The organism is Streptomyces sp. NPDC020807 (assembly GCF_040641575.1).
In the GTDB taxonomy this organism is placed as follows: domain Bacteria; phylum Actinomycetota; class Actinomycetes; order Streptomycetales; family Streptomycetaceae; genus Streptomyces.
The window spans coordinates 158,310-178,913 of the sequence record NZ_JBFADU010000009.1; the positions used below are offsets into that span (position 1 = coordinate 158,310).

A 20,604-nucleotide genomic window follows, 5' to 3' on the forward strand; every position below is an offset into this window, starting at 1 on the left:
ATGCTGCCTGATGGTTTTCTCCTCAGGCCAGCCCCGAGCCGTTCAGATGCGCGAAGGCGGCGGTGATGCGGGGGCGGTCGTAGCCCGTGGGGGCGGCGGCGCCGCTGGAGATCAGGGCGTGGAGGAGGATCCGGGCCTTGGCGGGGTCGAGGGGGCCGGCGGGGATGAGGCCGTGGTGCAGGAGGTCGTACTCGGAGCCGGGGCCGCGGTAGGTGTCCGTGAGGGTCGTTCCGGCGCCCGTGCGGGAGGCGAGGACGACCGGGATGCGGCGGGCGATGTCGGCGAGGGGTTCGACGAGCCAGGTGGGGGCGTGTCCGGCGCCGAAGGCGGCGACGACGAGGCCCTGGAAGCGGTCGTCGACGGCGTCGAGGAGTTCGCCGCGGTCGCCCTGGGAGAGGGTGACGAGGGCGACGCGGAGGGCCGGGTCGAAGGAGAGGCCGCAGAGGGCGCTGGGGACGGCGGGCCGGAGGAGGACGCGGGGTTCGCCCTCGACGACGGCGCCGAGGGGGCCGGCGCCGGGCGAGGCGAAGGTGGCGACGGAGGTGGTGTGGGTCTTGCGGGCGTGGCGGGCGGCGTGGATCTCGTCGGCGAGGACGACGAGGACGCCGAGGTTCCGGCAGGCGGGGTCGGCGGCGACGGCGAGTGCGGCGGCGAGGTTGGCGGGGCCGTCGGCGCCGGGGAGGTCGGGGCGGCGCATGGCGCCGGTGACGGCGACGGGCTGTTCGGTGGTGCAGAGGAGGTCGAGGAGGAAGGCGGTCTCCTCCAGGGTGTCGGTGCCCTGGACGACGACGACGCCCGACCCGTCGGCGACGGTCCTGCGGATCTCTTCGGCGAGGGCGACGAGGTCCTCGTGGGTGAGGGAGGAGCTGGGGACGCGGCGGAAGTCGCGCAGGGTGACCTCGGCGCCGTGGGGGGCGGCGAGTTCGGCGAGGACTTCCTGTCCGGTCATGCGGGCGGCGTCGCCGCCGCGCGCGGAGATCGTCCCTCCGAGGGTGAAGACCGTGACGCGTGCCATCAGCGTGCTCCGTCCGCGATCGTCTCGTGGTGGCGGATGACCTCGGCGATGATGAAGTTGAGGAGCTTCTCCGCGAAGGCCGGGTCCAGTTTGGCGCTCTCGGCGAGTTCCCGCAGCCGGGCGATCTGGCGGGACTCGCGGGCGGGGTCGGCGGGCGGGAGCTGGTGGGCGGCCTTGAGGACGCCGACCTGCTGGGTGCACTTGAAGCGTTCGGCGAGCATGTGGACGACGGCCGCGTCGATGTTGTCGATGCTCTCGCGCAGGCGGGTCAGCTCGGCCAGGACCTCGGGGTCGCTGCCGGCCGCGGTGTCGTTCGTGTCGCTCGTGTCGCTCATGGTCACGGAGCTTAGACGGATCTTCCGGCGATGGTGGGCGGGTGTTCGGGATCCGGAACCCGGTCGCTCCATCCGCCGTGCACGGCACGTCCCTGCTGTTCGCGGAAGCGGATGGGCGCGGTGCCGACGCGGCGGGTGAAGAGCCGGGAGAAGTAGGCGGGGTCGTCGTAGCCGACGCGGCGGGCGACGGCGGCGACGGGGAGCTCGGTGGCGGCGAGGAGTTCCTTGGCGCGGCCGAGGCGGACGGTGAGGAGGTAGTCCTTGGGGCTGCATCCGGCGGCGCGGCGGACGGCGGTGCGCAGTTCGGCGGCGGTCATGCCGTGCCGGCCGGCGTGTTCGGCGACGGTGAGGGGCTGGAAGGCGTCGCGGGCGAGGGCGGCGAGGACGGGGTCGCCGTCGGCGTTGGTGTCGGCGCGGGCGCGGCGGAGGGCGACGAGGAGTTCGTGGACGGCGGCGCCGGTCTCGACTTCGAGGAGGGGGTTGCCGGGGCGGGCGGCGCGGGCGATGCGGCCGACGGCGGTGCGGGCGGGGGCGGCGTCGGAGAGGGGGACGACGGGCCGGTCGGGTTCGATGTAGCCGAGTTCGGTGTAGGTGGCGGTGGCCGGTCCGGAGAAGTCGACGAAGGCCTCGTCCCAGCCGGTGGCCGGGTCGGCGCCGTAGTGGTGGGGGGTGCCGGGGGTGAGCCAGATGAGGGCGGGGGCGGTGACGGTGGTGCGGCGGCCGTCGGCGCCGCGGTACCAGCCGCCGCCGGCGGAGACGAGGACGGCGACGTGGTGGTCGAGGGTGCGGGGGCCGACGGTGGGGAGGGTGCCGTGCTGGAGTCCGACGCCGAGGCAGACGAGTCCGAGGCGGTGGTGGACGGGACTGGGCGTGAAGTAGCGCATCCAGGTGTGGTACATCGTGCGGGCCCGCCCCTTCTAACGTCCAAACTGCGACGATCTTTGTCCATGGACCCTCCCGCCGCCAGAGGGTGAGGGTGAGGCCATGAGCACGTTCGCTGTGGGTGACGAGGACTTTCTGCTCGACGGGCGGCCGGTGCGGCTGCTGTCGGGGGCGCTGCACTACTTCCGGGTGCACGAGGAGCTGTGGGAGCACCGGCTCGGGATGCTGCGCGCGATGGGCCTCGACTGCGTCGAGACGTACGTGCCGTGGAACCTGTACGAGCCGGAGCCCGGGCGGTTCGGGGACGTGGGGGCGCTCGGCCGGTTCCTGGACGCGGTGGGGCGGGCCGGGATGCGGGCGGTGGTGCGGCCGGGGCCGTACATCTGCGCCGAGTGGGAGAACGGCGGGCTGCCGCACTGGGTGACGGGGCCGCTGGGGCGGCGGGTGCGGACGCTCGACCCGGGGTTCTGCGCGCCGGTGGAGGACTGGTTCCGGCGGCTGCTTCCGCAGGTGGTGGAGCGGCAGGTGGACCGGGGCGGTCCGGTGGTGATGGTCCAGGTGGAGAACGAGTACGGGAGTTACGGGAGTGACCGCGGCTATCTGGAGTGGCTGGCGGGGCTGCTGCGGGAGTGCGGGGTGGACGTGCCGCTGTTCACCTCGGACGGTCCGGAGGACCACATGCTCACGGGTGGTTCGGTGCCGGGGGTGCTGGCGACGGCGAACTTCGGTTCGGGGGCGCGGGAGGCGTTCGCGACGCTGCGGCGGCACCGGCCGTCGGGGCCGCTGATGTGCATGGAGTTCTGGTGCGGCTGGTTCGACCACTGGGGCACGGAGCACGCGGTGCGGGGCGCGGCGGACGCGGCGGGGGCGCTGCGGGAGATCCTGGAGTGCGGGGCGTCGGTCAACCTGTACATGGCGCACGGCGGGACGAACTTCGCGGGCTGGGCGGGCGCGAACCGGACGGGTGGGCTGCACGACGGGGAGCTGCGGCCGACGGTGACGTCGTACGACTACGACGCGCCGGTGGACGAGGCGGGGCGGCCGACGGAGAAGTTCTGGGCGTTCCGCGAGGTGCTCGCGGAGTACGCGGACGGGCCGCTGCCGGAGGTGCCGGAGCCGCCGCCGTGGCTCGGGGAACCGGTGCGGGGCGGGCTCGGCGAGTGGGCGCCGCTCGGGGAGGTCCTGGAGGTGCTCGGCGGCGAGGAGGTGGTGGCGCCGGTGCCGGCGGCCTTCGAGGAGCTGGGCGTGGACCGGGGTGTCGTCCGCTACCGGGTGGCGGTGCCGGGGCCCCGGCGGCCGTATCCGCTGGGGGTGACGGGGCTGCGGGACCGGGCGACGGTGTACGTGGACGGGGTCCTGGCGGGGGTGCTGGACGCGGAGGACGCGGTGCTGCCGGAGCCGGTGGCGGGGCCGGCGGTGGTGGAGCTGTGGGTGGAGTCGCTCGGGCGGGTCAACTACGGGCCGCGGCTGGCGGAGGCGAAGGGGATCACGGGCGGGGTGCGGCACGAGCGGCAGTACCTGCACGGGGTGGCGGCGCGGGGGCTGCGGCTCGGCGCGTTCGGGGCGGGGGCGGTGGCGGAGCTGCCGTTCGGGCCCGCGGGCGGTGCGTCGGGGCCCGGGTTCTACCGGGGGTTCCTCGACGTCGTGGGCGCGGGTGACGCGGAGCTGCGGCTGCCGGGGGCGGGCCGGGGCTTCGTGTGGGTGAACGGTTTCTGCCTGGGCCGGTACTGGTCGGTGGGCCCGCAGGAGGCGCTGTTCGTGCCGGGTCCGGTGCTGCGGGAGGGCGCGAACGAGGTGTGGGTGCTCGCGCTGGAGGGCGGGGCGGGCGAGGTCACCCTGCGGTGACGCGGGTTCCCGGGCGAGGGTTACGGGGGCGGTGGCCGTGCCCGTAACCCTCGGGGTGCGGGAGCGGTGACCGTCCCCGTAACCCTCGGGGTGCGGGAGCGGTGACCGTCCCCGTAACCCTCGGGGTGCGGGAGCGGTGGCCGTCCCCGCACCCCCGGGCTTGCTCATGCCGTGCCGTGCCGTGCCGTGCCGTGCCGTGCCGTGCTGTGGCGACTCGTGTCGTGTCGTGTCGTTACAGCGTGGCCGCGGCCGACTTGATCGCGGCGGCGAAGGTCGAGACCTCCGTGTAGACGCCGGGGAAGCCGGGCCGTGCGCAGCCCTCGCCCCAGCTCACGATGCCGACCTGGATCCAGGCGCCGGCGTCGTCCTTGCGGAACATCGGGCCGCCGGAGTCGCCCTGACAGGTGTCGACCCCGCCCTCGTTGTACCCGGCGCAGATCTCCTCGCCGGGCACGAGGGAGCCGCCGTACGCCGCCTGGCACGCGGCGTCGGAGACGAAGGGGACGGTGGCCTTCCGGAGGTAGCGCTGCTGGCCGCCGCCCTCGCGGGTGGCGCCCCAGCCGGCGACCGTGAAGGTGCCGGTGTTGTACGCGGTCGTCTCGGCGATCTTGAGCGTCGGGAGCGAGGTGATCGGCGAGGCGAGCTTGATGAGGGCCCAGTCCTTGCCCGTGCCGTTGTAGCCGGGGGCCTGGAGGACCTTGGTGGACTTCACCTTGATGGCGCTGCTGCTCTGGAGGTCGACGACCCCGGCGGTGGCGGTGATGCCGGTGTTGGTGCCGGAGCCGCTGACGCAGTGGGCGGCGGTGAGGACGATCTGCGGGGTGAGGAGCGAACCGCCGCAGCCCATGGAGAGGCGGACCATCCAGGGGAACTCGCCCTGGGCTGCGCGGACGCCGCCGACGACGGGGGCGGGGGCCGCGGAGGCAGTCGTGGTGGGCTGGAGGCTGACGGCTGCGAGGGCGACGGCGCCGGCCGCGGCGAGTTTGCGGAGGGCGCTGACCAGTCTGTTCTTCTTCACTCGTCTTCCTTCTGTCGTGGGGGGTGGGGCCCGGCGGGGGCGTGGCACGACATGGCGCAGGCGTGACATGTGCCCGACCAGGCATGCCCACAGGGTGGACAGCGCCCAACTGCCCCCACAAGGAAGCCTTTTCGGCCAGAACCGGTGGGATGAACGTACAGTGGAAGGGAGGGGGGATGCGGGATGCCGAACCGCGATGGGGCCGACCGTGTGGTGCACGGTTTTCCGCACCTCGCGACCGTCCGCGCCTCGCTCACCGCGCTCTACCGCCGCGTCTCCCCCGACGGCGTACGGCGTTACCCGCTGAGCGTGACGGCAGCCGAGGTGGCCGTCGGCGACGGGGAGGACCTCCATCTGGGGACCCAGCGGGCGGCGCGGGCGCTCGTGGCGCACCTGCGGCTGCCCGAGGCCCGGATGGTGGCGAGTTTCCGCCCGATGGAGCACGCGGCGACCGTGGAGCTCGCGGCGGGACCGGAGTACTTCGTCGAGCTCAACGACCGGTTCAGGACGCGCCGCCGGGACATCGGGGCGGCGCTCGCGCACGAGATCACCCACGTGCTGCTGCACCGTCTCGGCCTCTCGTTCCCCGGCACGGCGGAGAACGAGATCCTCACGGACGTCGTGACCACCTATCTGGGGGCCGGGTGGCTGCTGCTCGACGCGTACCGGCGGGACGGGGTGGAGCGGCAGAGGCTGGGCTATCTGACGCCGGAGGAGTTCGGCTACGTCCTCGCCAAGCGGGCGGAGGCCTTCGGGGAGGACCCGTCGCCGTGGTTCACGAGCGCGGTGGCCTACGAGGCGTGGGTACGGGGGCGGGCCGAGGCGGAGCGGGAGCGGCGGGTGCCGCCGCTGGCCGGGGCGGGGTGGGCGGAGCGGCGGCGGTACGGCAGGGAGCGGCGGCTCGGACGGGCGGCGCCCGGCGCCCCGTACGCCTTCGACGGCGGCGCGCCGGCGGCGGGGGTCGCCTTCGGGTGCCCGGTCTGCTGCCAGCGGCTGCGGGTCCCGGCGGGGCGGAGTCTGCGGGCGCGGTGCGGGGTGTGCGGGTCGGTCGTGGAGTGCGCGGCCTGAGCGCCGCCGGTCCGTAACCGATTTGCGTCGTGAGCCGACGGCGGGTCAGGGTCGTTGCATGAGCACGCTGTTCGACGCGATCCGGGCCGGGGACGAGGACGGGGCCGTACGGGCCCTGCGGGGCGGGGCCGACCCCGAGGGGGTCGAGGACGGGGAGACCGCGCTGTACCGGGCGGCCGTCGGGAACGAGCCGGGAATCGTGCGGGTGCTGCTCGCGGCCGGGGCGGATCCGGGGCGCGCGGCCGAGGACCCCGGGGGCCTGCCGCTGTGCGGGGCCGCGTGCGGCGGGCACGCGGAGGTCGTCCGGGCGCTGCTCGCGGGCGGGGCGGCCGTCGACCAGGAGGAGGCGTACGGCTTCACGGCCCTCGCGTGGGCCGTCGGCCTCGGGCACGCCGGGACCGTCCGGGCCCTCCTGGAGCACGGCGCCGACCCGGACCGGCCGGGGCCCGACGGGGTCGTGCCGCTGGTCGCGGCGGCCCGGCGGGGCTCCACCGCGTCCGTACGGGCGCTGCTCGACCACGGGGCGGCGGCGCGGGAGGCGGCGCTGCGGGAGGCGCGGCGGTGGATCGGCGTGGACGTCGCGGCCGAGCTCCGGCGGGGTCTCGTCGCGGGGAACGACGGCGGGCAGACGTACGAGGCGGTGGTGCGGCGGGTCCGGGAGGACGGCGGTGTGACCGTCGTCGTGGAGCTGCTGCGGGAGGACGGGGCTCCGGCGCGCGGGGACGAGCGGCAGACGGGGCACGCGGCGATCGCGACGGTCCTGGAGGCGGAGCTCGGGCTGCGGACGTCGCACGAGGAGCTGGCGGCGCGGGCGTTGCGGTGCGGGGATCCCGAGCTCGACGCGTGGACGACGGCGGTCGACGTCCTCGCGGGCCGTGCGGACGAGGAGACGTTCGTGGCGGCGACCACCTGGTGCGCCTACCGCGACCCGCTGCGCCAGGCGCTGGGCGCCCGGGTCCTCGGTGCGCTGCCGGGCTTCGGCCCGAGCGCGGTCCCGGTGCTGCGACGAACCGTTTCCGGAGCGGCGGGGGCACCCGCGGGGGTTCCGGCCGACGGCCGGACGGGCGGCGGCTCGGGGCGGGAGCCGGTGCTCTCCGGGGTGATCGCGCTCGGGGCGTGCGGGGACGGCGAGGCCGTGCCGGAGCTGCTGGCCTCCGCCGGGCATCCCGACGCGGCGGTGAGGCGGGCGGCCGCGCAGGCGCTCGCCGGGATCGTGCCGCCCGGGCACGTCGAGGCGCTCGGGGTGCTGCTCGCGCTCAGCCGGGACGGCGACGCGCGGGTACGGGACTGGGCGACGCTCGCCCTGGCGGAGCTGCCCGACGACACCCCGCTCGTCCGCGAGGGGCTGGCGGAGCGGCTCGGCGACGACGATCCGGAGACGGCGGCGGAGGCGGCGCGCGGCCTGGCGATCCGTCAGGACCCGCGCGCGGTGCAGGCCTTGGCCGCGATCCTGGCCGACGGCGACCCGGAGGGCGCGGCCCGCGAGACGGCCCTCGCGGCCATCGAGCACATCAGGGACGCCCGGGTCCGCTCACGACTGGAGTGGACGAGCCCACGCTGCCGCTGAGCGCCGGGACGCCGATCCGGACGGCGAGCGGGCACCGGTGGCCAGGTGACGGGCGCCGGGTAGCGGGTGGCCGTTGGCGGTTGGCGGGCGCCAGGTAGCGGGCGCCGGGCGTCCCGTGGGCGGCGTCCGGCCACCCCCGGCAAGGTGACACGTGCGACCCCCTCCGTCGGCGATCCCGCGCGCGCCCCTCCCCTACGGCTCCGGCGGCTGCTACCTTCCCCCCATCCACCAAACTAACGTTAGGTGGAACGCACGGCCCGCACCGACGTCCGTACGCTCGCAAGGGAGTCCGCCATGCCCCTGTCCAGACGCGCGCTGCTCACCACCACCGGCGCGACGGCGCTGTTCGCGTCCCTGCCCACGGCGGCCGCACAGGCCCGTCCGGGTCCACGCCCCCGCCCGTGGTCCACGAACGCCATCCGGCAGATCCCGCTCCAGGGTGCGGTCAACGTCCGCGACGTCGGCGGCTCCCTCACCTACGACGGGGGCCGTGTCCGGTACGGGCTCGCCTACCGGGGCGACGCCCTCGGCAAGCTCACCGACGCGGACGTGTCGACGCTCGCCGGGCTCCGCCTCGGCACCGTCGTCGACCTGCGGGTCCCCCTCGAAGTGCAGTACGACGGTGCCGACCGGCTTCCGGCCGGCACCGTCGGTGTCTCCCGGCCGATCAACGACAACGGCCTGTTCGCGCGGATCCAGCAGGCCATCGGCTCCCGCGACCCGGTGCTGCAGGAGTCGATGCTCGGCGGTGGGCGGGCCGCCGCCTTCATGACCGAGGTCTACCGGATCTTCGTCACCGACGCGGGGAACCGGGCCGCCTTCGGCGCGACCCTCCGGGACCTCGCGAACCCGGCCCGCGGGCCGCTGCTCCTGCACTGCACCTCGGGCAAGGACCGCACCGGCTGGACGAGCTACCTGCTCCTCACCCTGCTCGGCGTCCCGGCCTCCACGGCGCGCGCCGACTACCTGGCCTCGAACACCATCCGCGCCGCGTACGACGCGAAGGTCCGCGAGGGCCTGAAACTGGGCGGGTACATGCAGAACCCGGACCTGATCGTGCCGTTCCAGGAGGTACGTGACGCCTACCTCGACGCGGCTCTCGACCAGGTCCGGGTCTCTTACGGAAGCCTGTTCCGTTACGTGTCCGAGGGCCTCGGCCTCGAGTTCCGCGAGCTCGTCGCGCTGCGCGAACGGCTCGTGGCGGAGGCCTGACGGGTCGTGGCGGAGGCCTGGCGGCCCGCCCCGGAGGCCTGACGGCCGCGACCGCCACCGTTGCCGGAACCGGCGCCCCGGCCCGTACCCGTACCGGAGCTCCGGCCGGTTCCCGTACCGGCGCCGCGGCCCGCGCCCGTGCCGGACCCGGCGGTGCGGCCGGAGCCCGCCGCCGGGGCCGTACCGCCGCCACCGCCCGCGGAGGCGGGGCGGCGGCGACGGCCCCGGCCGCCGCTCCCGGTCCCGCTGCCGCCGCCGGACGAGCCCGTCGCCCTGCGCGGCGGGGTCGGCTGCGGGACCTCGATGACGACCGGGACGCCGGAGGGCTCGCGGGCGCCGGTCAGGTCGCTGAGCTCCTGGTCGCTGGACTTGATCTGCGCCGTGCGCGGGCGGATCCCCGCGTTCGACATCAGACGGCCCATGTCGCGCTTCTGCTCGGGCAGGACCAGGGTGAAGACGCTGCCGGACTCGCCCGCGCGGGCGGTGCGGCCGCCGCGGTGCAGGTAGTCCTTGTGGTCCATCGGCGGGTCGACGTTGACGACCATGTCGAGGTCGTCGACGTGGATGCCGCGGGCCGCCACGTTCGTCGCGACGAGGGTGGTGACCTGGCCGTTCTTGAACTGGTCCAGGGTCCGGTTGCGCTGCGGCTGCGAGCGGCCGCCGTGCAGGCCGGAGGCGCGGACGCCGTTGGCGAGGAGCCGCTTGACCAGCCGGTCCACGGACCGCTTGGTGTCGAGGAAGAGGATCGTGCGGCCGTCGCGGGCCGCGATCCGCAGCGTGACGGCCTTCTTGTCGGTCTCGTCCATGACGTACAGGACGTGGTGCTCCATCGTGGTCACCGCGCCGGCCGAGGGGTCGACGGAGTGCACGACCGGGTCGTCGAGGAACATCTTGACGAGCTTGTCGATGTTCTTGTCGAGCGTCGCCGAGAAGAGGAGCCGCTGCCCGCCGGGCTCGACCTGCTTGAGCAGCTTGGTGACCTGGGGCAGGAAGCCCATGTCGGCCATCTGGTCGGCCTCGTCGAGGACGGTGACGGCGACCTGGTCGAGGCGGCAGTCGCCGCGGTCGATGAGGTCGTGGAGGCGGCCGGGGGTGGCGATGAGGACCTCGGCGCCGCGGCGGAGCGCGGAGGACTGCCGGGAGATCGACATGCCGCCGACGACCGTGGTGATCCGCAGCCGGAGGGCCCCGGCGTACGGGGTGAGGGCGTCGGTCACCTGCTGCGCGAGCTCGCGGGTGGGCACCAGGACGAGCGCGAGGGGCGCGGTCGGCTCGGCGCGGCGGCCGGCGGTGCGGGCGAGGAGCGCGAGGCCGAAGGCCAGCGTCTTGCCGGAGCCGGTGCGGCCCCGGCCGAGGACGTCGCGTCCCGCGAGGGAGTTCGGGAGGGTCGCCGCCTGGATCGGGAACGGCTCCGTGACGCCCTGCTCGCCCAGCGTCCGCAGGAGGCCCTCGGGCATGTCCAGGTCGGCGAAGGAGGCCACGGCGGGGAGCGCGGGCGTCACCGTCTCGGGCGGCGTGAACTCGCTCGGCGGCGGGGGCGCGGCGGGACGACGGCCACCGCGGGGGGCCTTCGGCTGGGACGTGGACTTCGCCTGGGCGGTGCGGGGGCCGCGCTTGTGGGGGCGTTCGGAGCGGGTCATGCGTGCCTTCCTGGCCGGTACTCGCGGCACAGCCGGGGCCCGCACCTGCGCGATGCGGGCCCCGGCTGTTTTCCCGGAACACGTGACACGGCTCCGGATGTCTAAGGGAAGAATAGTGCGCCCGGCCGAGGACGTGACAGATCACCCCATCCCAGCCCCTGCTACGTGGCCGAGGTCACATCTCCCGCCAAGATCAAAGCTGTTGGCCGAAGCCGTTGACCGGGCCGTCACCGCGTCCGCGAGCGCGGCCGTGACCGCGTCCGTCCGCGGGCGTGACCGCGGCCGTGACCGCGTCCGTCGATCACGAGCGGCGGTGACGCTGCGGTCAACGGCGACGGCAGCGGGTCACGCCTGCCGTACGGCGATTCCGTCCAGGACCATCGACAGGTACTGGCGGGCGATCTCCTCCGGACTGTGCCGTCCGCCCGGCCGGTACCAGGACGCGGCGACCCAGACGGTGTCGCGCACGAAGCGGTAGGTGAGCCGGACGTCGAGGTCGGCGCGGAAGACCCCGGCCGCGACACCGCGCTCCAGGGTGCCGAGCCAGGCCTTCTCGAACCGGCGCTGCGAGTCCACGAGGTAGTGGAAGCGCGGCTGGTCGGTGAGGTGCCGGGACTCCTTCTGGTAGATCGCGACGGCGGCGCGGTGCCGGTCGATCTCCCGGAAGGACTCGGTGACGAGGGCCTCGATGGTCTCGCGGGGTCCGAGTCCGGCGGCGAGGACGGCGTCGTACCCCTCCCACAGCTCGTCGAGGAAGCTGGAGAGGATCTCGTCGAGCATCGACTCCTTGGAGTCGAAGTGGTAGTAGAGGCTGCCGGCGAGCATGCCGGCGGCGTCCGCGATCTTGCGGACGGTGGTGGCGTTGTACCCCTGAGCGGCGAAGACCTCGGCCGCCGTGTCGAGGAGTTCGCGACGCCGCTCGGGAGCGGCACTCACCTGGGTCTTCTTCTTGGTGGCAGACACCCGACCATTCTGGCCCCCGCGCGCGGTGGCGGACGCGCGGCGGCCCTCCGGAGCCGGAGGGAGCCGGAGGGCCGCCCGCTCCGGGGCGCCCGGAAGGAGCCCCTACGCGGTCGCCGCGCGCTCCGCCGCGCTGCGTTCCACGCAGAACTCGTTGCCCTCGGGGTCGGCCAGGGTCGCCCAGCCCGTGCCGTCCGGGTTGCGGCGGTCGTCGAGGAGGGTCGCGCCGAGGGCGAGGAGGCGCTCGACCTCCTCGTCGCGGGTGCGGTCCTGCGGCTGGAGGTCGAGGTGGACGCGGTTCTTCGCGGCCTTGGGCTCGGGCACCCGGATGAAGAGGAGGCCCGCGCCGGCCGACTCGACGAGCGCCTCGTCGTCGCCGGGGTTGTCGTCCTCGGAGACCTCGGAGTCGAGGGCGGCGGCCCAGAAGGCCGCCAGGGCGTACGGTTCGGCGCAGTCGATGGTCACGTGTCGCACGAGAGAACTCATGCGTCCATGATCACCGGCCGCGCGGTCCGTGACCACCGGTTTCCTCACCTCTCGTCCGCGCGCGGCGATCTCACGCGAGTTGCCGGCCCTCGGTCGCCGCCGCGAGCGCGGCGAGCGAGCAGCGGGTGCACTGGAGCTCGTGGATCCTCTGGTCGATCGCGTCGAGCCGGGCGGCGAGGATCGGGCCGAGGCAGGGCTCGATCTCCGCCTCGCTGCCGCAGACGCAGTCCAGGACCTCGGAGATCACCCGGGTCGGCAGTCCGGCGCCGAGTGAGGGGTGAGCCGGGGTTCGGTCCGGAAGGGGGCGGGCGGGCCGCCCTACGACCGGACGATGCCCTGGGCGCGGGCGGCGGCGAGCCAGGCCGGGAAGTCGGCGACGAGCCGGTCGTACAGTTCCGCGTCCGGGACCCGGCTCGGGTCCTGGCCCGCGTGGAAGAAGCCGGCGTTGTCGACGGGCCGCCTGCCCGGCACGTCGAGCTCGTCGAGCTTGCGCAGGAACTCGAACTGGCGGCTGCCGGGGTCGCCGAAGCCGATGAACTGCCAGAAGAGCGGCAGTTTGGCCGCCTTGCACACGTACCGCTCGGCGGCGAGCTTGTTGATCGGACCGCCGTCGGTCTGGAAGACGACGAGCGCGGGCGCGGTGGATCCGCTGTCGAGGTAGTGGTCGATGACGGCGTCCATGGCCAGGTGGTAGCTGGTCTTGCCCATGTGGCCGAGGCCGGAGACGATCCGCTGGATCCGCCCGGCGTGGTCGTCGAGGCGGATGTCGGTCTCGGCGTCGATGTCGGTGGAGAAGAAGACGACGGGCACGCGGCCGTCGTCGTCGAAGTGGGCGGCCAGGCCGAGCACCCGGTCGGCGAGGGCCTGGACGGCCCCGTTGGCGTAGTAGGGCTTCATCGACCCGGAGTAGTCGACGACCAGGTACACGGCGGCCCGCTGGCCGTCCATGCCGTGCCGCCGGACCGAGTCCCCCGCCGTCTTGTAGAGGCTGACCAGCGCGGGCGCGGTCTCCTCGACCTTCCGCAGGCTCAGTGCCATGCCTTCCCTTCCCCCTCCAGCTTGTCGATGTCCGCGAGCATGGCGTCGGCCAGGTCGCGTTCGGACGCGTAGTACCGCTCGGCCCACACCAGGGTGAGCCGGGGGTACGCCCACGCCTCGTCCGCCCCCGCGTCGGCGGCGTCCGTCTCGGCCCGCCGCCGCATGGTCTCGGCGTACTCCCGGTGGGCCGTCAGGATCTCCCGCAGGCGGGCGGGTTCGACGAGGTGGCCGACCCAGAGCCGCAGCATCGGCCCGTGCTTGAGGACCGGCGGGTCGAGCGGGGCCGTGCGGGCCCAGCGGCGGACGGCGGCGAGGCCCTCGTCGGTGATCCGGTAGACGCGCTTGTCCCGGGTGCCGGACTCGGGGGCGACGAGCCGCGAGCGCGCGTACCCCCGGGTCTCCAGGCGCTTCAGCTCGCCGTAGACCTGGCTGAAGGACGGGCTCCAGTAGAAGAGGCCGAGGGACCGGTCGGACCACTTCTTGACGTCGTAGCCCGACAACTCCCGTTCGTGGGAGAGCAGTCCGAGCACCGCCCAGCCGGTCGCGGGAAGGTCCGGCACGGTCTCGTCGCCCTCGTCGTCCACCACGCACCGGAGTCTACGGCTCTCTCCCCTCCCGCACCTATGCCTGCTAGAAGCATTTCGATTAGGCATAGCCCCGCAAGGGGCCATTCCCTTCGGGAGGAGCGTCCCGTGAAGTTCTCCATGATCTTCGAAGCAACCTGGGTCGCCGCCCGCACCCGCACGATCCGCGTCGGCCACGGCGTCGTCACCATGCCCTTCGGCTACCAGCACCCGGTCCGCGTCGCCGAGTTCGGCGGCCTGCTCGCAGCACGGCTCGCTCCGCCAGGCCGCCGAACTCGGCATCGGGGCCCTGGTGATGGGCTTCGCGGGGGCCGAGGACGTCCGCGCGATGCGCACGGTGTACGACGAGGCCCGCGCCGCCCGCGACGGCTCCCGCTTCGTCTCCACCGAGGTCAACGACCACTTCTCCGCCCTCTGCCCGACGATCGTCCTGGACGACGCCGACCGCGCCCTGCGGCTCGGCACCCGGGGCCAGCGCTTCTTCGCCGAGTCGATCGCCCACTGGTACGGCGGCGCGCCAGCGCCCACCGGCCACGCGGAGGACGAGGACCACACGGGTGCCCTGGCCCGCGAGCGGGACGCACTGATCGCCCGCCTCCACGAGGCCGACATCCCCGCACGACCGGTCGACACCGGCACGTACAACACCGACCACGCCTACGGGGACGCGGACACCGCCATCGCCTACGTGGAGCGGCTGCGGGAGATCGGCGTCGACGAGGTCATGTGCCTGATCCAGATGGGCACGGTCCCCCAGGAAGCCTGCCTGGAGACCATCCGCCAGTGGGGCACGAAGGTCATCCCGCACTTCCGCGACCCGGCCGCCGCGTGAGGGCGCAGGGCTGAGGGCGCAGGGCCGAGGGCGCGAGGCCGGACGTTCTGGAATCATGGACGTCCGATCGTGCCGCACAAGGGAGTTGGGGGTACGGGTGAGGTCGACGACCCACGCGTCCGAGGAGGCGTCCGCGGGCCGGCGCCGGGCACTGCTCATCGGAGTCGGACGGACCCCGTTCCTGGAACGGGACGACGAGCTCGCCCGGCGGTTTCCCCCGCTCGACTTCGTCGACCGCGACATCGAACTGGTCCGCGCCGCCCTCGACGAGTCCGGATACGCGGTCGACACCCTGTTCGCCGGCCACCCCGACCCGGCCTGGCGCGACACGGACGCCGGGTCGATCGTGGTGGCCGTGGAGCGGTTCCTCCTCTCATGCTCCGCCGGGGACACCGCCTTTCTCTACTTCTCCTGCCACGGCGTGTCCGTCGGCGAGCGCGAGTACCTCCTCTCCTCCGCCGCCCAGGTCCGCGCCAGCGGCGCCCTGATCTCGCACACGATCCTGGAGGCCAGCCCCGAGGCCCTCCTCGGCACCGTGCCCGAGGGCGTCAAGGTCGTCGTCTGCCTCGACACCTGCCGTTCCGAGGACGCGTCCCCGCCCGCCGAACTCCACGAGACCCCGCTGACGAGCTCCGCCTACCGGGACGTCGCCTGGCTCCGTGCGAGCGGGCGCGGGCAGCCGGCCTACGCCGACCCCCACAAGGGCAGCTACTTCGGGATCGCCCTCTCCCAGGCCCTGTCGCACACCAGCGCGCCGAAGACCTTCCGCGAGGTCCACGCGTACGTGCAGGGCAGGGTGGACCACCTCACCGCCGACCTCGCGGAACCCTCACCGACGGTCGAGTTCCAGTGCGTACCGGGCCTCGAGGACGAGCTGATCGTCTGCCACGGCACCCAGCAGACGGAACGCTGGGCGCAGGCGATCACCGGTTCCGTCCTCTGGCGGCACACCTCGGGCGGGGACGGGACCCACCAGCGGATCAAGGACGAGCTGGAGGACCTGGCCCGCGAGGTCGCCAAGAGCCGCCTCGGCACGGACGCGGCCCTCGCCACGCCCTGGAGCGACCCGGACTACCCGATCCGGGTCGTGGACAGCCTCGGCCTCCTCGTCGAGGCCGCCCGTCTCACGGGCGGCGAACGACTCTCCCCCGCCGAGACGGCGGCGCTGCTCGCCGCGCCCCTGATGCACGAGGGCGTGGTCGCGATCGCGCTCGGCGAGCTGGCGCTGCTGCGGCCCGACCGGCTGGACCGGCTGGAGGAGGGCGGCCGGGGCAAGGAGCCCACCGAGGGCCACCAGCGGGTGGTGTGCGACGAGGCGGCCGACATCTGCCGGGCGCACGGACGCGTGCACCACACGGCCGAGTCGCTGCGGCAGCGGAAGCTGACCGACGCCGCGACCGCCGCCGACCACTGGCTGCGGCACCGCTTCATCGCCGACTGGGACCGGCTGTGGGACCGCACCGAGGACTACCCGTCCGTGAACAGGCTGCTCGACCGGGTCGTGCAGGCCGTGGCGGCGGGCGCCGAGGGGCTGTCCGGCGGACGGCTCACCGACGTGGACCAGCACGTCCGCCGGGTCCTGCCGCACATGACGGTCCCGCCGGGATCGAGCCCCCGCATCGACGCCTCCAGCACGCCGGGCTGGAGCCGCACCGAGCGGCCCGTCCCCGGCAACAGCTGGCGCGGCTGGGAGCTCGCGTGCCTCCTGTGGCTGGGGGCGCTCTTCGCCGTCGACCCCCGCCGCATGTCGAGCGTGCTCGTCGACCACCTGGGCGCGCACCGTCCGCTCGCCCCGGCGGCCGTGGTTGCGGCGCTCGCGGACTGCGCCTGGGAGCCGGTCGAGGAGGACGGGACGACCCGTCACGTACTGCGTCTCGCCTGTCCGCATCCCGCGCTGTACGCGGCCCTGGAGGAGCTGGCGGCGACGGCCGACGCCTCCGTGCGCTCGCTGCACCGGCGCTGGCACGCCGAGGGGCGCGGCGCGCCGGACCTCCTCCGGGGCGTACCGCGCAAGGTGACGACCGAGGGGCTCAAGCCGTCCGACGCAAGCTACACCGTGCCGCTGGAGCGCTTCCGCCTCGCCGAGGACGAGATCCGCCCGCTGCTCATGGGCACCCAGCTGTACGGCGACCGGACCCTCGCCGTCCGGGAGCTGTACCAGAACGCCCTGGACGCCTGCCGGCACCGGCGGCAGCGGGTCCAGTACGGCGTGAAACGGAAGGGGTTCGACGCCCCGGACAGCGAGCCCGAGATCCACTTCCTCCAGGCGTACGAGGGGGACCGTCCTTACATCGAGTGCCGCGACGAGGGCTCCGGCATGAGCCGGGAGAAGCTCACGTCGATGTTCGCCCGTGCGGGCAAGCGGTACGCGCAGGACCCCGACTACGTGCAGGAGCGGCGCAACTGGCGGCGCGTCGGCATCGAGCCCGTCCCCCTCAACAGCCGCTTCGGCATCGGCGTCTTCAGCTACTTCATGCTGGCCGACGAGGTGACGGTCCTGACGGAGGCGGTCGACGAGTACGGCCATCCGTCCCGCACGTCCACCCCGCTCCGCGCCACCGTCCAGTCGGGCTCGGGCCTGCTCCAGATCGGGGCGACGGACGGCCCGCCGGGACGCGGGGGGACGGTCGTCCGGCTCTACCTCAACCACGAGGGGGACGAGGAGGAGGACCTGCCCTCGGTGGTGACGACGCTGCGCCGTGTGCTGTGGACGAGCGAGTTCCGGGTGACGGCGGTGGAGTTGGGACCGGACGGCCGGGAGATCAGCCGGGACACCTGGGAACCGGGGGAGCTGCACGCTCCGGAGGAACAGCGCGCGGCATGGTACGGCACGGCCGTGAAGGCGGCCGAGGGAAGCTGGATCGTGCAGGGCGAGGGGCGGCTGCTCCTCGACGGCATCCTCGTGGAGGACGCCGTCCGTCCCCAGGGGTACGTCTTCAACCTCCGTGAGAGGCACCGCCCAGAACCCAGCGTCAACCGGAACTCCCTGGTCTCGTACGACGAGAAGGCGGTCATGAGGGACCTGCTCGCGGCGGTGCCCGCGGCTGCGAGCGCTCTCGACGAGATTTCCCTGCCGTGGCTGTGGGACCTGGCCGACGCCACCCCCCGGCTGGCCGTCCGGCTCTTCGACAGCCTTCCCCCCACCACGGTCGGCGTGCTGGTCTCCGAGTGGTTCGAATTCATGCATTCCACCGTCCGTGTCCCGTTGCGCCGCGTCGGCGTGTTCGACATGGACCCGAGCCATCTGGAGAGCTGGTCCAGCCCCGCCTTCTGGGAGAGCGCCAGGCCCACGTGGCCCCAGCTCCTCAACAACTGGCGTACCGCCGCCGCGGGAATCGCGTCACCCCGCGCCGTTCCGTTCACACCCGGCAACTATCCCGAACCGATAGGTCTCGACATTCTCCTGATGTCCGAAAGGATGCTTCGCCCCGGCTGGGACGCGGCCCTGACGGGCGCCGCGCACGCGGACATCTCCTTGGCCGAAGGCGTGCGAGCGCTGCGTCGGTGGGCCGTCGCGGGCGCCCACGTCCCCGTCCCGTCGAGCATGGCGGACCTCCGCGCCTTCGGCACGCCCACCGTGGAGATGACGGACCTCCACGACGCCTACGAAGAGTTCTCCACGCCCGGGCGCGGGCCGCGGGCCGCCTCACACATGCCGCTCCTGACCGTGGCGGCCCGTCGGGGCGTGGCTCCCTCGCGACTCCTGCCCGCCCTCGACGCGCTCCTGCGCATCGGCGTCGACCTGCCGGGCACAGGAGCCCTGGACACGGTCGACCTGACCACGAAGCTCCTTGAGCCCGAGAAGTCCTTCCTCAACGCCTCCGTCCACTCCTGGGGAGGCGGTCAGGCACGATGGGTCGACCTGCTGGCGGCTGTCCCTTCGCCCGTCCAACGCCGCCGCCTGTCCGAACGCTTCGCCGCCTTGAGACCGTTGGGCGCTCCTCTCTTCGACGACGTGCCGGAGGAGATACTCGACCGAGAGGCGCTCGGCCCCTTCGAGAGGAAGTTGCTGTCACGCGACGTCGACGGCAGAGGCCCCTGGCTCCCCAACGGTCGGCTCAGCATGCGGAAGTTCCTGACCCACGCGACGGAACTGCAGCGTCCACTCGGAGAGGTGGCGGAGGAGATCGCCCGGCTCACGGCGACCACCGGCGTGTCCGCTCCGGACGTGCCCGAGGAATGCCGGCACTGGATCCCGGACCGCTGGGTCTCCCAGGCGGCACGCGAGCCGCGGCCGGGGACGGCGGACCCTACCCCGGTCACGCACCCCGGCTGGCGCGTGGTCCTTCACGCACGACACAACCTGCTCCGGGACTCGGAGGACCTGCGCCGGGACCTCCTCCGCCTGGAAGCGCTCGGATGTCTGGAGGATTCCGTCGAAACGCTGATCGCGCAGGTCGATCACTTCTCCCCCGCCTTCAGCGACCTGCTCACCCACATACCCAGCACGCGCACGTGGGACGGGTCCGGCAGCGAGGTCGACTCCGGTCACCTCAGCGTCCCCTTCCTCTTCTCGTACGCGGCCACGGCCGGTGAGACCCTGGGCTCCGTCGTCGACGAGGTGGCGCACGCCGACCTCCGGCTACCGCTCCGGCTGCCCGCCCTCCCGGCCGAGGCGGGCGCCCTGAAGCCGCACCGCGCCGACGCGGGCCACCTGGTCCGTCACGAGGCCGGCCGGGCCGCGTTCCGGGACCGCCTCGACATCCATGACGTCCTCGCGCTGGCCCAGGAACGGGAGTCGCCCCTCGGCGAGACCTCCGAGGCCCTCGGTTCCTACCGCTGCCTCGGCGCACCCCCCGTGCCCGGCACGGTCACCGACGCTCTCGCCGACCTCGTTCCCACCGACTTCGACGTCGTCGCCTTCGACCCCGACCTCCTCGGCCCCGGCACCCTCGGGCCCCTCGAACTCGTCCTCGTCGCCGGCCGGTTCGGCTGGACACTCGGCGGGACGTACGACCGGTACGCGCCCTTCGCGAGCCTCGGGCTCCGTGTCGCCACCCCCGAACCCCTCGGCGAGGAGAGGGAGATCGTCCCCGGCTGGCGCGATGTCATCGTCCTCACCGCACAGTTGACCGGCCGGTCCCCCGCCGTCTCGGGAACCGTCACCGACGCGCACGTCGTTCTCTGTGCCGAGGAGACGGAGCAGTCCGAGGACGGCGTCCGTGACATCCTCCGCCGTTACGCCCGCCTGTTCTCGCTCGTCGTTCCCGCACCCGGAGGACCGGACTCGTGAGTACCACCATCCCGTACCAGCGCAGGCCCTATCCCGAGGCCCAGGCCCTCACCACCTTCCGCTGGCAGGTGCGCAGCGGCGACGACGGCGTGGAGGCCGTCGGCGAGTGCCCCCAGTGCCGGTGCGAGACGAAGAAGGTCATCACCGGCGCCCAGTACGTCACCAAAGGCAAGCGCTCCCTCCAGCCGCTGAGGGACCTGCTGGCCACCGGGAAGCCGCGGCACGCCCGCTGCCAGTGCTCCACCTGGCACCTGGAGCGGCCCGCCGAGATCCCGGACGGCTGCGGGGCCTCGTTCTGGATCGCGGTTCCGCCGCAGGGGTTGTTGTCCCTGTGAGCGCGTTCAGCGACGACGAACTGTGGCGGGCCGAGCTGCGGGGACAGGCCATGGCGAGCCCGCCCGAGCGGCTGCGGGCAGCGCTCCAGCAGGCCGAGGGCTACCGGAACTTCCTCGCCACGCTCACCGGACTCCTCACGGTGATCTTCGTGCTGAAGGGGCAGGAGAACCTCAGCAGGATGACGACGGGGCCGCGATGGTGGGTGACAGGCCTGCTCGCCGGGGCGTTCCTGCTGCTGCTCCTGGCCTCCTGGATGCTGGTCTCGGCCGTGCACGAGCGGCCGGGCGCGGAGGTGCTGACCGACGGGGAGGTCCTGCTCAGGTACGAGACGGAGCGGGCCGACGCCGTCGTGCGGACGACGGGGCGGGCCCGCTGGATGGGTCTGGTGGGCGTCCTCGCCGTGACGGCGGCCTCGCTGATCACGTGGATCTACCCCGGCCAGGTCGCCTGACCGGGGAGCGCCGGGCTGGTTCCGGACGCGCCACGGCGCCCTCCCAGTCGTCCGGTCGGGGACATTCGGGGGGCGCCGTGCTCAGTTCCGTACGTCGTTGTA

17 protein-coding genes and 1 pseudogene are annotated in these 20,604 nt (G+C 73.8%); 8 read left to right on the top strand and 10 right to left on the bottom strand.

The annotated features are described in order from the left end of the window. Positions 1-22: 22 nt before the first annotated feature. From AB0G79_RS16860 to AB0G79_RS16870, 3 genes are read right to left on the bottom strand one after another with little or no spacing between them, the layout of a single operon-like run. Positions 23-1,015, bottom strand: a complete 993-nt coding sequence (locus AB0G79_RS16860; RefSeq protein WP_360806965.1) for an asparaginase — start codon at positions 1,013-1,015, stop codon at positions 23-25. Then, positions 1,015-1,350 carry a chorismate mutase gene (locus AB0G79_RS16865; RefSeq protein ID WP_360806967.1) on the bottom strand — a complete coding sequence of 112 codons (336 nt, stop codon included), beginning with the start codon at positions 1,348-1,350 and terminating at the stop codon, positions 1,015-1,017. The genes AB0G79_RS16860 and AB0G79_RS16865 overlap by 1 nt, the downstream gene beginning before the upstream one ends. Positions 1,351-1,361: 11 nt before the next feature. After that, positions 1,362-2,249: an AraC family transcriptional regulator gene (locus AB0G79_RS16870; protein ID WP_360806969.1), complete on the bottom strand. Its 888-nt coding sequence runs from the start codon at positions 2,247-2,249 to the stop codon at positions 1,362-1,364. An 85-nt stretch (positions 2,250-2,334) separates the two neighbouring features. Between AB0G79_RS16870 and AB0G79_RS16875 the strand changes: the two genes are divergently transcribed. Then, positions 2,335-4,077: a beta-galactosidase family protein gene (locus AB0G79_RS16875; RefSeq protein ID WP_360806971.1), complete on the top strand. Its 1,743-nt coding sequence runs from the start codon at positions 2,335-2,337 to the stop codon at positions 4,075-4,077. Between the two features lie 232 nt (positions 4,078-4,309). Here AB0G79_RS16875 and AB0G79_RS16880 read toward each other — a convergent pair whose 3' ends face one another. Further along, a complete protein-coding gene (locus AB0G79_RS16880; RefSeq protein ID WP_360806973.1) occupies positions 4,310-5,095 on the bottom strand; it encodes a serine protease in 786 nt (261 codons plus the stop codon). Between the two features lie 183 nt (positions 5,096-5,278). On the opposite strand from AB0G79_RS16880, the gene AB0G79_RS16885 reads away from it, so the two are divergent. The 3 genes from AB0G79_RS16885 to AB0G79_RS16895 all read left to right on the top strand — a co-directional run bounded on the left by AB0G79_RS16885 (position 5,279) and on the right by AB0G79_RS16895 (position 8,942). Then, positions 5,279-6,163 (top strand): hypothetical protein, encoded by an 885-nt coding sequence (locus AB0G79_RS16885; RefSeq protein ID WP_360806975.1) that lies wholly within the window; start codon positions 5,279-5,281, stop codon positions 6,161-6,163. 58 nt (positions 6,164-6,221) lie between these two features. Further along, positions 6,222-7,730, top strand: a complete 1,509-nt coding sequence (locus tag AB0G79_RS16890; protein WP_360806977.1) for an ankyrin repeat domain-containing protein — start codon at positions 6,222-6,224, stop codon at positions 7,728-7,730. A gap of 294 nt (positions 7,731-8,024) precedes the next feature. After that, a complete protein-coding gene (locus AB0G79_RS16895; protein WP_360806979.1) occupies positions 8,025-8,942 on the top strand; it encodes a tyrosine-protein phosphatase in 918 nt (305 codons plus the stop codon). Here AB0G79_RS16895 and AB0G79_RS16900 read toward each other — a convergent pair. The 6 genes from AB0G79_RS16900 to AB0G79_RS16925 form a co-directional block, all read right to left on the bottom strand. Further along, positions 8,867-10,582, bottom strand: coding sequence for a DEAD/DEAH box helicase (locus tag AB0G79_RS16900; RefSeq protein WP_360806981.1), 1,716 nt, complete (start codon positions 10,580-10,582; stop codon positions 8,867-8,869). The genes AB0G79_RS16895 and AB0G79_RS16900 overlap by 76 nt on opposite strands. Positions 10,583-10,927: 345 nt before the next feature. Beyond that, positions 10,928-11,545, bottom strand: a complete 618-nt coding sequence (locus tag AB0G79_RS16905) for a TetR/AcrR family transcriptional regulator (RefSeq protein WP_360806983.1) — start codon at positions 11,543-11,545, stop codon at positions 10,928-10,930. A 102-nt stretch (positions 11,546-11,647) separates the two neighbouring features. Further along, positions 11,648-12,028 (bottom strand): VOC family protein, encoded by a 381-nt coding sequence (locus AB0G79_RS16910; RefSeq protein ID WP_360806985.1) that lies wholly within the window; start codon positions 12,026-12,028, stop codon positions 11,648-11,650. Between the two features lie 70 nt (positions 12,029-12,098). Next, entirely contained in the window at positions 12,099-12,275 is a 177-nt protein-coding gene (locus AB0G79_RS16915) for a hypothetical protein (RefSeq protein WP_360806987.1), read from the bottom strand. A gap of 71 nt (positions 12,276-12,346) precedes the next feature. Continuing rightward, a complete protein-coding gene (locus tag AB0G79_RS16920; protein ID WP_360806989.1) occupies positions 12,347-13,066 on the bottom strand; it encodes a VWA domain-containing protein in 720 nt (239 codons plus the stop codon). Further along, positions 13,057-13,650: a PadR family transcriptional regulator gene (locus AB0G79_RS16925; RefSeq protein ID WP_360807076.1), complete on the bottom strand. Its 594-nt coding sequence runs from the start codon at positions 13,648-13,650 to the stop codon at positions 13,057-13,059. The genes AB0G79_RS16920 and AB0G79_RS16925 overlap by 10 nt, the downstream gene beginning before the upstream one ends. A gap of 120 nt (positions 13,651-13,770) precedes the next feature. Between AB0G79_RS16925 and AB0G79_RS16930 the strand changes: the two are divergent. The 4 genes and pseudogenes from AB0G79_RS16930 to AB0G79_RS16945 all read left to right on the top strand — a co-directional run bounded on the left by AB0G79_RS16930 (position 13,771) and on the right by AB0G79_RS16945 (position 20,502). After that, a pseudogene (locus AB0G79_RS16930) lies at positions 13,771-14,482 on the top strand (hypothetical protein). A 97-nt stretch (positions 14,483-14,579) separates the two neighbouring features. Then, complete coding sequence (locus AB0G79_RS16935) at positions 14,580-19,715, top strand: caspase family protein (RefSeq protein ID WP_360806991.1); 5,136 nt, start codon at positions 14,580-14,582, stop codon at positions 19,713-19,715. Then, positions 19,712-20,050, top strand: a complete 339-nt coding sequence (locus AB0G79_RS16940; protein WP_360806993.1) for a hypothetical protein — start codon at positions 19,712-19,714, stop codon at positions 20,048-20,050. Before AB0G79_RS16935 ends, AB0G79_RS16940 begins: the two co-directional genes overlap by 4 nt. Continuing rightward, positions 20,047-20,502: a hypothetical protein gene (locus AB0G79_RS16945; protein WP_360806995.1), complete on the top strand. Its 456-nt coding sequence runs from the start codon at positions 20,047-20,049 to the stop codon at positions 20,500-20,502. The genes AB0G79_RS16940 and AB0G79_RS16945 overlap by 4 nt, the downstream gene beginning before the upstream one ends. Positions 20,503-20,604: the final 102 nt, after the last annotated feature.